At 40.2% G+C, this 13300-nt stretch carries 13 protein-coding genes; 6 read left to right on the top strand and 7 right to left on the bottom strand.

What is annotated here, in order from left to right; all coding sequences use genetic code 11:
- Window positions 1-174 precede the first annotated feature (174 nt).
- Window positions 175-378: a cold-shock protein gene (locus tag OSJ91_RS07980; RefSeq protein ID WP_061462203.1), complete on the top strand. Its 204-nt coding sequence runs from the start codon at window positions 175-177 to the stop codon at window positions 376-378.
- A 98-nt stretch (window positions 379-476) separates the two neighbouring features.
- Here OSJ91_RS07980 and OSJ91_RS07975 read toward each other — a convergent pair whose 3' ends face one another.
- From OSJ91_RS07975 to OSJ91_RS07965, 3 genes are read right to left on the bottom strand one after another with little or no spacing between them, the layout of a single operon-like run.
- On the bottom strand, window positions 477-2444 hold the full coding sequence (locus OSJ91_RS07975) for a DUF6449 domain-containing protein (RefSeq protein ID WP_485891356.1): 1968 nt from the start codon (window positions 2442-2444) through the stop codon (window positions 477-479).
- Window positions 2419-3318: an ABC transporter ATP-binding protein gene (locus tag OSJ91_RS07970; protein WP_485891355.1), complete on the bottom strand. Its 900-nt coding sequence runs from the start codon at window positions 3316-3318 to the stop codon at window positions 2419-2421. Before OSJ91_RS07970 ends, OSJ91_RS07975 begins: the two co-directional genes overlap by 26 nt.
- The gene (locus OSJ91_RS07965; protein ID WP_101224476.1) at window positions 3315-3698 is read right to left on the bottom strand and encodes a GntR family transcriptional regulator; all 384 of its coding nucleotides are present in this window, start codon (window positions 3696-3698) and stop codon (window positions 3315-3317) included. Before OSJ91_RS07965 ends, OSJ91_RS07970 begins: the two co-directional genes overlap by 4 nt.
- Window positions 3699-3889: 191 nt before the next feature.
- On the opposite strand from OSJ91_RS07965, the gene OSJ91_RS07960 reads away from it, so the two are divergent.
- Window positions 3890-4306, top strand: a complete 417-nt coding sequence (locus OSJ91_RS07960; protein ID WP_137018930.1) for an organic hydroperoxide resistance protein — start codon at window positions 3890-3892, stop codon at window positions 4304-4306.
- A gap of 53 nt (window positions 4307-4359) precedes the next feature.
- Here the strand turns inward: OSJ91_RS07960 and OSJ91_RS07955 are convergent, their stop codons facing one another.
- On the bottom strand, window positions 4360-5676 hold the full coding sequence (locus OSJ91_RS07955) for an MFS transporter (RefSeq protein ID WP_485891354.1): 1317 nt from the start codon (window positions 5674-5676) through the stop codon (window positions 4360-4362).
- Window positions 5677-5853: 177 nt separating this feature from the next.
- Here OSJ91_RS07955 and OSJ91_RS07950 point away from each other — a divergent pair, with 177 nt between their 5' ends.
- A complete protein-coding gene (locus OSJ91_RS07950; RefSeq protein WP_485891353.1) occupies window positions 5854-6675 on the top strand; it encodes a glycerophosphodiester phosphodiesterase in 822 nt (273 codons plus the stop codon).
- Window positions 6676-7175: 500 nt separating this feature from the next.
- On the opposite strand, the gene OSJ91_RS07945 is transcribed toward OSJ91_RS07950, so the two are convergent.
- Window positions 7176-7640: a hypothetical protein gene (locus OSJ91_RS07945; protein WP_485891352.1), complete on the bottom strand. Its 465-nt coding sequence runs from the start codon at window positions 7638-7640 to the stop codon at window positions 7176-7178.
- Window positions 7641-7931: 291 nt separating this feature from the next.
- On the opposite strand from OSJ91_RS07945, the gene OSJ91_RS07940 reads away from it, so the two are divergent.
- Both OSJ91_RS07940 and yidC read left to right on the top strand, forming a co-directional pair.
- Window positions 7932-8219 (top strand): hypothetical protein, encoded by a 288-nt coding sequence (locus OSJ91_RS07940; RefSeq protein WP_048687259.1) that lies wholly within the window; start codon window positions 7932-7934, stop codon window positions 8217-8219.
- Window positions 8220-8247: 28 nt separating this feature from the next.
- The gene (gene yidC / locus OSJ91_RS07935) at window positions 8248-9033 is read left to right on the top strand and encodes a membrane protein insertase YidC (RefSeq protein WP_485891351.1); all 786 of its coding nucleotides are present in this window, start codon (window positions 8248-8250) and stop codon (window positions 9031-9033) included.
- Between the two features lie 95 nt (window positions 9034-9128).
- On the opposite strand, the gene cphA is transcribed toward yidC, so the two are convergent.
- Both cphA and OSJ91_RS07925 read right to left on the bottom strand, forming a co-directional pair.
- Window positions 9129-11750 carry a cyanophycin synthetase gene (gene cphA, locus OSJ91_RS07930; protein ID WP_485891350.1) on the bottom strand — a complete coding sequence of 874 codons (2622 nt, stop codon included), beginning with the start codon at window positions 11748-11750 and terminating at the stop codon, window positions 9129-9131.
- Window positions 11747-12562 (bottom strand): cyanophycinase, encoded by an 816-nt coding sequence (locus OSJ91_RS07925; protein WP_350301847.1) that lies wholly within the window; start codon window positions 12560-12562, stop codon window positions 11747-11749. Before OSJ91_RS07925 ends, cphA begins: the two co-directional genes overlap by 4 nt.
- 185 nt (window positions 12563-12747) lie before the next feature.
- Here OSJ91_RS07925 and OSJ91_RS07920 point away from each other — a divergent pair, with 185 nt between their 5' ends.
- A complete protein-coding gene (locus OSJ91_RS07920; protein ID WP_101224469.1) occupies window positions 12748-13170 on the top strand; it encodes a pyridoxamine 5'-phosphate oxidase family protein in 423 nt (140 codons plus the stop codon).
- Window positions 13171-13300 lie beyond the last annotated feature (130 nt).

The raw sequence follows: 13300 nt of genomic DNA, 5'->3' as shown, positions 1-13300 counted from the left end.
ATTGCCCCAAAGGAGTGGGTTAATTTTTCCTGTAGGCTTTCACATTTTATCAAGCATCTTCGTATGATAATTTTAACTTGAATGAGGGTGCTGGATAATGTGTGAAATTGATTTTTCCATCACGGTAAAATCATCACCATTAATATTTTTTAACTTTTTAGGAGGATTCATCGAATGACAGTAACAGGTAAAGTGAAATGGTTCAATAGTGACAAAGGATTTGGATTTATCGAAGTACCAAACGAAGACGATGTTTTCGTACATTTTTCCGCCATTCAAGGAGAAGGTTTCAAGAGCCTTGATGAAGGTCAAGAGGTTGAATTTGAAATCGAAGAAGGAAACCGCGGACCTCAAGCTAAAAACGTCGTAAAACTCTAAAGCATAGATACACAAACATATTGATAGACAATGGAAAAAGGATGCCGCCCAGATTGGGCGGCATCCTTTCATTTATATGTACAAGCGGCATATTCACGTTATCTTTCATTAAAATGATCCAAAATGAAGCCAGGAACATGTTCGCCAGAAAAACTCTTGATGTCCACATCTCTGCTTTCTTTATAATAAAAGGCAGCTGAGTACTCCCCGCCCCAATCGATTTGGGCATTATCAATGGCCGTCTCGATTTCCGAAGCGGTCTTAATTTTCAAGCGGTTTGGCTGTTGTTCAATCTGCTGTGCGATTTCACTTTCAGAATACGAATGATAAACTTTTGAATCGGTCTTCGCAACCAGTATATAAGAGACATCATCAACCATTAACCTTGCTTTTTCCGATTGTCCTGTACTTTCCATCCATTTTGAAAACTGAGTATATGAAGAGTCCCAATTCATATAAATGGTTTTGTCATTATGCAAGAGAATGTCGATGGAGGCATAATCACCAAAAGAAGATGTCATTTGGTCGAACGATTGATTATTCAGATCCTCCGACAATGCCTTTACGGCTGCTTCCAGCTGTTGACCGTCCGTGATCGTTATTGATTTGTCCACTTGTCCGCTCGCCGTTATCTTGATTTTTGATACGTCTCCAGCAGTAACATTCAATAACTCATTAACCATTTTTTTATATTCATTCGACTCATAAATTTTCGCCAATAGCGGCTTGTATGAGTCGTAGTTTTGCAAATGATACTCCCTCGCTAACCGTTTTCCATTCTTGAGTTCATACATCAGGAATACGGATTGTCCATCATTCAATTCACCTATGGAAACCTTTTTACCCTTATCGATTATTTCCTGATGCAATAACCTGATTGCCTCAATATTTTCCTTCTCTTTAAGATAATTTGAAGCGTTATCAGATGTGTCACCATCTTCAAAAAATAAAGGAGAATTGCCAATATAAATTTGGCTAATCATCTTTTCATCAGGAATCTTGGCCTTATAATGAAGGGGATCTATTTTTATAATGAGTGCCAGCAAAATGATGGCCACTATAAATGCTGCATAACCTTTCAGGTTGACCCGTATTCGCCAAGTCTTTTGCAGGACCATTTCCCCTAAATAATATCCAAGCAAAGAACCGACGGTATATCCGAAGAAAATCCACCCTGGCTGGCCTGTCGTTTCGCTAAAATACAGCCCTGTAAACAGCATCATGCATAATGTCAGGCCGAATTTAAATAATGGCTTAATCTTCGGATAAACAAATGCCTGCGATACATGCTCCAGCTTTCTCCTCTCATAGAGAAAAAGAGAACTAATCAGAAAAAGTAAGGTTAATATACTATAAATTAAAGTATTAATAGAGAAAAAGTATATTTTTTCCATCTCCGTTGCTGCTAATAAGGGGGAGATGCCATTCATATTGGAGCTTAGATAATAATCTGCCGAAAATCCTGCTATCAAAAACTTCACATTGGCTGAAAACAATACAAACAGCCCCACCGGCAAAGCAAGAAAAATATAGGTCAGCAGTCCTTGAAAGGCTGATAATCCCGTCACCATTCCAATTAAAACGGCAACAGAAAAGATCAAAGCTTCCAAAATAAATGTATTCCCCATCCAAGACCATATATCAGGCATGGTATATAGCGTTTCTATATCAATTGCCGAGTGGAATAATATCAAAATTAAACCTGTAAGTAATATCGGCAAACCCAAGAAGCCAATTCCTGTCCCAATCATATGAATGTAGATGCTGCGTCTAGTAATCGGTAAACTATGAATAAAGTCAGAGGCTTGTTTCATTTGTAAAAACCGAAAAAGGAAGATGGCAAGTAATACTGGAATAACGATGACCAAGACAAACTGTATCATCTGCTGACAGGAAAAAAGGTTTTCGAATTCCACATATTCATTATTCTCATTCAAGATAATCGCTAACATTTCCAAAGGCAGCGCAAATATGAGGCCGACGAGATACAGGAAACCAATCCAGCCAGTGCTTCTGAAAATATAGATAATCAATTCTCTATTAAACCAGGTTATTCTGGATGACATAACCTATATCCCCCATTTCATAAATGAATATCTCCTCTAGAGTAAGGGGGAGAATATCTAATATTTCTGGCTGAAACTGATTAAAGTGCGATTTAATCATGGATTCTTTACCTTTAACGATGCAAACGATCACGCTGCCGCGTCTTTCCTTGTTTAGAATTTGAATTCCGCGGTATAAACCGTGGGGAATTTTATGTTTAAAGGCGATTTGCACTTTGTGTACATCCGCTTTTAAGTCATTCAAATCCTTTTGGATCACAAGCTCACCTCCATGTAAAATCCCGACATGATCGGCTAAATCTTCAATTTCCCGGAGATTATGGGACGAAAGTAAAATCGTCATATCCCTTTCCGATACATCCTGAATCAACAACTGCCTCACATTTTTACGCATGACCGGATCTAATCCATCAAACGGTTCATCCAGGATGAGAACTTCCGGCATCGTCGAGAGTGCGAGCCAAAAAGCAACCTGTCTTTGCATACCCTTCGATAGTTTATGTATTTTATTTTGGACGGGTATCGGAAATACTTCCTGTAATTGATAAAAACGTTCTTGATTCCATTCATTATAAATATGGCTATAAAAACCTGCCATTTGCATGATCGTATAGTTAGCCAGAAAATAAGGCGTATCAGGAAGGAAGAAACAACGATTTTTCACTTCACGGTTTTCAAACACATATGATCGATCAATTAGAACTTCACCTGCATCCTGTATCAGATTGCCTGAAAGCATTTTTAATAAAGTCGTTTTCCCCGCCCCATTTGAACCTAATAACCCGAATATGGAGCCTTTTTGTATGACCAAGGAGACGTTTTTGATCGCTTCTTTTCCTTCATATAATTTACTCACCTGTTTTATTTCAATCATGAATCTCCCCCCTTTGCCAATGGACTGATTTCCTTTATCAATCTATAAATCTCATGCTTATCGATTCCGATATAAAGAGCTTCAGCGAGTACCCTTGAAAGCTCGTTTCTGATCTTTTCTTCTTTCAATGAATTTTTCAAGGATTTAGGAGGAGCCACGAAATTCCCTTTGCCTGGTAATGTATATATAAACCCGTCAGATTCAAGCTGCTTGTACGCTTTCTGGATCGTATTTGGATTGATGGTCAATTCCTGAGCCAATATTCGTATGGATGGGAGCTGATTATGTTCCTGTAAAACTTCATTGATCATTAGTTCCTTTAACTTATCCATCAATTGCTCATATATCGGCTTTCCATTTTGAACATCCAACTCAAACATCATAAACCCTCCTTGCAAATGGGTGTATTACATCTCCTAATACAGTACATTATAAAACAATATCTTCCAATTTAAAACCAATTTAAAACCATTTTCACACAATACTCTCCATAAACTCGCTTTCATTTTGTTTAACAAGACTTACAGGAGGGAACTAATGATAGTAAGAATAAACAAAGGAGTTGTTTTCATTGAAACCATTATATACAGCTACAGTTACCGTACAAGGCGGTCGTGAGGGACATGTTAAATCAGAGGACGGGATTCTGGACTTCGATGTGAGATCACCGAAGGAATTAGGAGGTTCCGGTGAGCGCGCCACAAACCCTGAACAGTTATTCGCAGCCGGTTACGCGGCTTGCTTTGACAGTGCCTTGAATCTTGTTCTGCAAAAAGAAAAGAAAAAAGTCGATACTTCCGTGACGGCAAATGTCACGATCGGTAAAGATGAGGAAGACGGCGGCTTTAAATTGGCTGTAAGATTGGATGTTTCTATTCCCGACCTAAGCAGGGAAGAGGCTGAAGACTTCGCCAAAAAAGCACATATGACCTGCCCCTATTCAAAAGCGACTCGCGGGAACGTCGATGTCACCTTGATTTTGGTATAAGATTATGCAAGGGAATGGATACGGCATTAAGGCCGGCTCCATTCCCTTTTTTCTTAGTTCACTTCTTCCAATCCCTTCAATTTTAAAAGAAAGACCAGACCTATTACCGCCATGATGATCAAAGAGCCCAATGCCATCCTGCTCGCCAATGTACCGAGGTCATGGAATACCAACGTTATCGTTCCATATAAAAGCGGACCGATTATTGAAGAGACTTTTCCTGAGAATGCAAATAGTCCAAAAAATTGCCCCCTCTTCTCATCCGGGGTCAATTCAATGATATATGTCCGTGATGTCACCCACATCGAACCTAGCGAAATGCCGAACATACTCCCTGCAACCCAGAACCATAGAGCGGTTTGTGCAAAGACCGCTATAAATAAAGCAACCAAAAGCAGAACTCCCACATATGTCACAGCTAGCCGCGGCCCCTTCGACTGCGTGATGTATCCAAACAGAAACGATCCGGCAATACTCGATACTGTCGAAACCAAGTAAAGCAAAATGAATCCGCTTGAGGAAAATCCAACAACAGTCTTGGCATATACGGCCATCATGCCGATAGTGGTCGCAATTGCATCATTTAAAAAGAAATAAGCAATCATGAATGTAAAAACCGATCGATAGGATTGCATCTCTTTAAATGTGGATTTAATTTCCTTATAACCGGATAAAAAAGGTTGTTTCGCTTTTTGCTGTTTTGGAGACTCTTTTAAAAAAAAGAACAATGGAAGGGAAAAAACCAGAAATAAAATGGCCGTGGGAATAAAGGCTTCATGTGAACTCCCTTTACTTATGAATGGATAGATGGACAGGCCCACTAACGTTCCAAGGTAGCCTACCGCCACGCCAAATCCTGATATAAGCGGCAATTGCTGTTTCGTGCCTAAATCACTCATCATCGTATCATAGAAAACAAGACTCGAATGATAGAAAAACTTTGCTATCACAAATAAAAGAATGACGATCGCTAAGGAAATTGGAATGCCAAGAAGCTTCCCATCGAACGACGCCCCTCCAAATACCCCCATTAAAAATGTACATACAACAGAAATGAGTGTGAAAATCATAATGTATTTTTTCATTTTTCCCGTTCGATCGATCATGACACCGAACAGCGGGGAAAACAAAACTAGAAATAAACTGGCAATCGCATTTGCGTAGGAGATGAAGGTACTGGCAATCTGATCAAGAACGGCATTTTCCCCAATCTGTTCCTGGAGGAAGAATGGAAAGAAAATCGTATTGATATTAGAGGAAAAAATCGTATTGGCAAAATCGTAAAACGCCCAAGACAGAATGGGCAGGGAAAAATATAAACCAAAATTCCCCTTCCATTTTTTAGACTTCGGTTTCACCTGCAATTCCATCTGCTTTCCCTCCTTATTGATACTTAAATTATATGTATTCCATACCTTTCCAATAAATCCTTTAAGTCGGATTATAACATTGTGTAAAACATGATTTTTTCCTGGCTAACATGTAAAATTATGAAATGAGTCTGTCCTGCTAAATTTTAATCATTTTGCCTAATAGGAGTGTGAAAGATGATTGCATTTTTTCTTATTATCGTGATAACCATGCTTGTCCTGTTCGCTCTCTACGCTAAAAGATCAAAGAGTGATTTCCCTGAAAGCTTAATAATCCAGCATTCCCCCCTTAAAATTGGACATCGCGGTGCATCTGGATATTGCCCCGAGAATACAATGGCATCTTATAATAAAGCTATTGAATTGGGAGCTGATTTCCTGGAAGTAGATATCCATCTTAGTAAAGATGATGTACTTGTGGTTCATCATGATCCCACTCTGGATCGAACCACGAACGGCAAAGGGAACATCCGTGATTACACGGCTGCCGAATTAAAGGAACTGGATGCAGGAAGCTGGTATCATTCCCGTTATAAAAACGAAAGGATTCCTTTACTAAGTGAGGTATTGGAGAATTTCGGGTCTGAAGCCGGAATCTTAATCGAATTAAAACATCCATCTGCTTATCCCGGCATTGAACAGAAACTTGCAGAGGAATTAGGAAAGTTCCAGGAATATTCAACAAGTGAAAATAGGATAATGGTTCATTCGTTCGATATGGAATCCATGAAAAGGTTTCATCAATTAATGCCGGACATACAAGTGGGCGTTTTGATAAAACGCCCAATTAATGACCAAAAATTAAAGGAGATTGCCGAGTTTGCATCATTTTTGAATCCAAAGCAAACAATTTTGAGTAAGAAACTGCAAATGCGAATCCAAAAGCACGGGATGAAAGTATATACATGGACCGTCAACAATAAAAAACAAATCCGCATGTTCAAAAAGATGCAGTTAGATGGGATCATTTCTGATTTTCCTGATTATTTTTTTGATTGAATCTTTGAAGGAATTTGCCTTCTTTAATAACTTTACACTTGATTTCAGAAATCCGCTCCCTTTCCGCCCGCTGTCTGCCAAGCCTCATCAAAGCAAGCATCCAGCGGGGTATCATCTAGCCAGTTTTCGGCATGAGTGTCGCAAATTTCTTCAATCTAATAAGGGTTACAGTAAAAAACATTAAGGATAATCTAGTCTCGTTTTAAAATCATGGTTCGGGGTGAGGCCATTCCGAACCTCCTTCTTAAAAAAACATCCTGTTGTTTTAAGAAGGAGCACTTTTTTTGGGGCCGTTCACGCCGTTTTTCGACCCACACCGCACTTTATTCGACCGATCACGCATTTTTTCGACCCACACTGCACTTTATTCGACCGTTCACCCATTTATTCGACCCACACCAGACTTTATTCGACCGTTCACCAATTAGTTCGACTACACCGTACTTTTTTCGCCCACCTTTTGTCCACAACTGAACAATCCGCTAATGCGCATTGTTATTTTAATAACAATGAAAGAATTGTATCTCATGCGCGTCCGTTCCATAATAGGCCCATCGCTGTTGACTTCGTCTCCATCGATAACCTGCCACGGAATTATAGCCGACATATGTGGGGTAAAACCAAAATGAGCGGCCATTTTTAAGCCAAACATACGTATGTTTGTATAAACACCCTTTCATTGAACCAGTGTCCATTGCCTTAGACATTCCATCATGAAGTTGTGGAGTGAATAATTGCGGAGCTATATGAGGCGGGCCTCCTCCGTGGGGCGGCCGCGGCGGCGGCTGGTCCACGGAGGACGGGCCAGGCGGGCCAGGAGGAGTCCTTATATCCATTATTTGATTTTCAAATGGATATGGCACTGCCAAGAAATCATTATCCATGTTTCGGAGATGTGCATTTTGATATATATTTTCAGTACCGTTATTGTTATTCTGTTGATCGAATGAATTGTATGGTTTCATACTTTTTCACCTCATAATTGAACTTCCTTTTATCCGTATGTAGACGAACGACCATATGTGCATCTTCATTCCGAATTACTTGTCTCGACTCTGGGGTTCTACAGAAATATTTAATCAGAAAATATTCCCTGTTTATTTTTTGAAAAAATCCCTATATTTTTTAGCTTTCTTGCACTAGAATTTGATATAGTGTTCTTAATGATTTAAACTCAATAAGGTCAAAAGCATTTCAGGCCCTGAATCATTTTTGGAGGCCAAATTTTCTTATCTTAGAAAAAACGAGGGATTCCTATGTGGGAATTATTATTAGAATTCGATTATCAGACCGTTCGCCATGCGGTATGGGCAGGTTACTTATTTACCTTTGTCTTTCCACTGGCTGCGTTTTACTTCTTAAATAAAAAGCAATCGCTCTTGAACGACAAATATCAAGCTTCCGTTCATACAGATAAAAGTAAATCCCCTGTTCATGCGGGCAGCATTTTTGACTGGCGCGGTGCACAGCGCTTCTTCACATTTATCCGGCAAAAGGATTCACCAGATGATTCCGATGAGCCAAGCCTCCTTCTCGTTGTTTAATCACTAACAATTTGAGGAGGAAATTATATTGAAGAAGAAAAACATGTTTCTAATTGCCGTACTATTTCTGGCAACGACCCTATTGACAGGATGCTCAGCAGCAACGAGCGGTCCATTTCATACCGCTTTGGTTAACCCGATGACAAAAATGCTGGAGTTTAATGCTGATTTATTTAATGGCAACTATGGTTTAAGCATCATCATGATGACATTTTTGATTCGCCTTGTCTTGCTTCCACTGACTGCCAAGCAATATAAAACACAGCTTAGCATGAAAACGAAGATGAATGGGCTGAAACCGGAAATGACTGCAATCCAGCAGAAAATCAAAGAGACGAAAGATCCATCTAAACAAAAGGCCCTTCAACAGGAAATGATGCAGCTTTACCAAAAGCATGGAGTCAATCCTTTAAACATGGGCTGTTTGCCGCTCTTAATTCAAATGCCGATTCTAATGGGCTTTTATTATGCAATCCAAGGCTCCCATGAAATTGCGACCCATAGTTTCCTTTGGTTCAGCCTTGGTCAGCCGAATATTGCCATGGCGATTATTGCTGGTGTCATTTATTACTTCCAATCGGTCATTTCCATGAGACAAATGCCGGAGGAACAACAGAAACAAATGAAGATGATGAGCCTGCTCTCACCAGCAATGATTTTATTCATTTCTTTCTCCGCTCCTGCTGCTTTGCCGTTATATTGGTCAATCGGAGGTATATTCATGATTGTTCAGTCCATCGTGCTTCAGCGAATATATAATAAAGACCATGCCGTTGTTCCGGCTGCAAATGAAACGGTTATGAAAAAAAGCTAATCCAATTGGATTAGCTTTTTTTTCATACAGTGAAATTTTCGCGAGTAATTGCTAGCCTTGATGGAAAGTGGATTTTCAGGGCGAAATTCACTGTTTTATTTCTTCGGCAATGGATTTGTTGAAACCTTTTCGAAAAACTTCTCTACATATTCGAAATCCGTGTAAAAGAACAATAATAGGTCACCCGGTTGTGATGCTTCCCAGGCTTTTATGAATGCGTCCAATTCATTAGGTTCGATTAAGGTCCGATCTTTTTGTAACCCTGCTTCTACGGCAGCTTCCTGAAGCAGCCTGGCTACTTCGAAAGGCTCCCTGCCTCGCAAATCATCGTCTTCTTTAATGATGAACAGATCAGAATTCATGGCCGCCGCCTTGGAGAGCCTGATAAGCTCTTCATCAATACGGTCCCCAGGTCCTGCCAAAACAGTGATAAGACGATTTTTGTTATAAGCACTGACCGTTTCGAATATGGCCTTCAATCCTGCTTCATTATGGGCATAGTCGATGATGATCGTGCGCTCTTTCAACTTTTTTAAATTGAAACGTCCTTTGGACAAATTCGTATCAGGCATAAATGTGGCAGCCTTCCTTCGTAGTTCTTCCATGGAAATTCCTTGAGTTTCGGCTGCGGCTAACGCCTGAAGTAAATTGGCGATATTATGACGTGCCATGCCGGAAATCGTTATTGGAATCTTGATGCAATCCATAAATTGATGGATGACACCACTAGATGAATGACAGATTACACCTTGTTCATTGACGTACCAAACTTTACATCCACCATTTATCGCAGCCTTAACGTGAGGCTGGGTGGCATCAGTAGAGGTGTAAATGACCTCTCCATCTGTATGGGCGTTCATGGCAGCCACATTCGGATCATCTGCATTCAGCACACAATAGCCTGTCTTCATTACGACTTCGGCTACCAGCCTCTTTAATTTAATGAGATCATCCAAAGTATCGATTCCATCACGGCCGAGGTGATCCTCACTTACATTGGTAATGATCCCCACATCACATTTACGAAAAGCAAGACCTTCACGCAGAATCCCTCCTCTGGCCGTTTCCAATACGGCTACATCAACTTCAGGATGGGCCAATACCATTCTTGCACTGACCGGACCACTGCAGTCGCCTTGATCCAAAACCTCATCTCCGATATATACTCCATCAGAATTCGTCATACCCACTTTTGTATTTTCATTAGACAGAAAATAATGAACCAATCGGGTCGTTGTCGTCTTTCCATTTGTTCCGGTCACTGCGATGATCGGTATAGCTGCCTCTTCCCGAGTCGGAAATAAATAATCAACAATGGCCTTGCCTACATCCCTTTTTTTCCCTTCGCTCGGATAATGATGCATTCGAATTCCCGGAGCAGCATTCACTTCAATAATTGCAGTCCGTGAATGTTCGATTGGTTTTGATATATCCTCACAAATAAAATCGATTCCGGCTATATCCAAACCGATCGCTTTCGCGGCAGCAGCCGACATATTCTTAATGGTGGGATGAACCTGATCCGTTACATCGATTGCCTTTCCACCAGTTGAAAGATTTGCATTGCCGACAACTTGAACCAATTCCCCTTGATTCGGAATGGTATCGAGCGTCCGATTCGATTTTTCCAAGTAACAGGTCACGGTATGTGTAAGTGGGATTTTTGACATCGGCTTCTCATGTCCTTCCCCCCGTAAATCATTACAGTTTTCTTTTTCTATCAATTTACGTATCGATTCCTTACCGTTGCCAATAACATAGGGAGGAAGCCTCAAACTAGCTGCTATAAGTTCACCGTTGACTATCAGTAACCGATAATCATGTCCTTCAATATGCCGTTCGACTATGTACTTCTCCACATGCGACTCCAAACAATTGATTACATTGAATAGTTCATCCTTATTTTTGATATGGGTGATGACACCCTGCCCCTGCCTCCCATTATACGGTTTAATGACCAGCGGAAAACCCAGCCTGTCCGCCGAGGCAAAGATATCTTCGATGGAATGGGCAACTTCACCTTCAGGTACAGGGAGGCCACACCCTCTTAAAATTGATTTGGTCAATGATTTGTCACATGAATTCTCAACGGCAATATTCGAAGTCTGGCTGGAAATTGTCGCCTGGACATACTTCTGCCTTGTACCGGTTCCTAAACGCAGTAAGCTTTCATCACCCATACGCTCGACAGGGATGCCTTTTGCTTGTGCTGCCTTAAAAATGGCTTCGGTACTTGGACCCAGTTTATTTTTATAATATAACTGCTCTATTTGTTTTACATAAGATTGTACATTTATATGCTTTTCACCATTCAGGATGGCTTCCGCGATATCTTTTGCTGCTAAAAAAGCTTGAAGGCCTGAGTGAGGTTCCTGATAGTCATAGGTCACATAATAAAAACCCTTCTTTTCCATCATAATCGTTTTTCCACGAATGGCTTCGATTCCGGCCAGGTTTTGAAGCTCAATCGTCATATGCTCCAATATATGTCCCATCCATGTTCCTTTTCTCAGCCTTTCGGCAAAACCGCCTCGATACCCTTTTGAACATGTATGGCTTCCCAGGTTCGGGAGCGTCTTTAACAATTTTTCATTGAATCCAGGTATTGAATCAGATGGTTTCTGTTCCAGTTCCCCTATATCCAATTCAATGCAAATCGTCGGTGTATAAGCAAAATAATTAGGTCCTTTTAAATAACGGACTCGATTGATTATCATTGTTGGATCCCCTTTTTCATCAACAATTTCCTTTTAAGCAGGTCAAAACGGTATCCCCTGGTTAGTGCATGAAGGTTAAATCCCGAAAGAGTCAACTCTTCACTGCCATTCTCAGAAGTTGTGATATTGATATAATCACTGGTGCTGCCATCAAGAACCAATACTTGATGTTGGCCAACTACTTCAAAAAGACTGTCTTTAACTAAAATTGCTGTATTTTCATCAATGCCAATACCCATAATTTCCTTTTTCCCTGCTATCGCACTTAACAGGCGGTCAAAGCGGCCACGCTGGGAAAAATGTTGATCGATTATCAAACCGTCAAGGAAGCCGAAGCCTACCCCAATCTCAACCTTTAACTTATTGTCATTCAGCATCGTGTCAGCAGCAATGATCATATGCTTACCTAAAATGGAAGCGCCAGCACTTGTCCCTGCTATCACCATTCCTTTATGCCAGGCTTTAGAAAGGGCATCGTGGAATTTGGTTTTTCCAATCAGCTCAAACAATCGGCTTTGGTTTCCCCCTGAAATGAAGATGGCGGAAAAAGATGTCAGCTGTTCACAAATTGCCGGGTCATCTGCATCCTGCCTTGAATCCAGCTTGATCACTTCCACCCTGCCCACGCCTAAATCCCTGAAAATCTTGATATACTCTGTACTCACTTCCTCAGGAATTTCACTCGCTGTAGGCAATATTCCTATTCCGCCATCCCTATTACGGGTTGCAAGCTCGACAAATTTATTTAATACCTCACCTTCAAGGCACTTATCCTCTGCCCCGCCAATGATAAGTAATTCACCACAATTCATTCATCATACTCACCTTTACAAATGGATTAACATCATGAAATTGCTCAAAATAGAACACATAATGACTAGTATGGCAACTTCTATCAATCTTCATTCATAAAAATGGCAAACTGCAGAATTTTGTTTAACTTAATGAAAAGAGAGGAAAAGTAATAGAGTAAAAAAAATAAAAGGAGTGTGCAAAAATGAGCCAAAACCAAATAAAAGAAAAAGTGTTGAACATCATCCGTGATCATAAAATAGGAGTTTTATCTTCAGTTGAAAACAACAAACCACATTCACGCTATATGACATTCTTTAACGATGATTTAACTTTATACACACCAACGAGTGGAAAGACGGAAAAAATTGATGAAATTGAAAAGAATCCTAATGTTCATATCCTGATCGGCTATGATAATAAAGGATTGGGCGATTCTTACCTGGAAATCTCAGGTACCTCGAAAATAAACGATTCTCAGGAACTGAAGGATAAATTATGGAATGAATCATTTGAAGATTGGTTCGAAGGTCCGAAAGATCCGAATTATTTAATCCTGCAAATTAAGCCGGAAAGCATCCGGTTGATGAACAACAACGGTGAACCTCCACAAGAATTATCATTGTAAATCTTTATTTTTTGTACTTACGCCAATTCACGAGTATTACGCTCAAACTCACGAGTTAAACACCAATACTCACGAGTAAATGGCCTAAACTCACGAGTAAATGGCCCAAACTCACGAGTTAAACACCAAT

The sequence above is a fragment of the Bacillus sp. T-10(2022) genome, from assembly GCF_056502895.1.
This window is presented reverse-complemented; position numbering and strand designations above follow the sequence as displayed.

Coding starts and splice junctions, on each gene's coding strand:
- OSJ91_RS07980 (WP_061462203.1), top strand. CDS start 175: ATGACAGTAACAGGTAAAGTGAAATGGTTCAATAGTGACAAAGGATTT.
- OSJ91_RS07955 (WP_485891354.1), bottom strand. CDS start 5,676: ATGGAATTGCAGGTGAAACCGAAGTCTAAAAAATGGAAGGGGAATTTT.
- OSJ91_RS07920 (WP_101224469.1), top strand. CDS start 12,748: ATGAGCCAAAACCAAATAAAAGAAAAAGTGTTGAACATCATCCGTGAT.
- OSJ91_RS07950 (WP_485891353.1), top strand. CDS start 5,854: ATGATTGCATTTTTTCTTATTATCGTGATAACCATGCTTGTCCTGTTC.
- cphA (WP_485891350.1), bottom strand. CDS start 11,750: ATGATAATCAATCGAGTCCGTTATTTAAAAGGACCTAATTATTTTGCT.
- OSJ91_RS07970 (WP_485891355.1), bottom strand. CDS start 3,318: ATGATTGAAATAAAACAGGTGAGTAAATTATATGAAGGAAAAGAAGCG.
- OSJ91_RS07940 (WP_048687259.1), top strand. CDS start 7,932: ATGTGGGAATTATTATTAGAATTCGATTATCAGACCGTTCGCCATGCG.
- OSJ91_RS07925 (WP_350301847.1), bottom strand. CDS start 12,562: ATGAATTGTGGTGAATTACTTATCATTGGCGGGGCAGAGGATAAGTGC.
- OSJ91_RS07975 (WP_485891356.1), bottom strand. CDS start 2,444: ATGTCATCCAGAATAACCTGGTTTAATAGAGAATTGATTATCTATATT.
- OSJ91_RS07945 (WP_485891352.1), bottom strand. CDS start 7,640: ATGAAACCATACAATTCATTCGATCAACAGAATAACAATAACGGTACT.
- OSJ91_RS07965 (WP_101224476.1), bottom strand. CDS start 3,698: ATGTTTGAGTTGGATGTTCAAAATGGAAAGCCGATATATGAGCAATTG.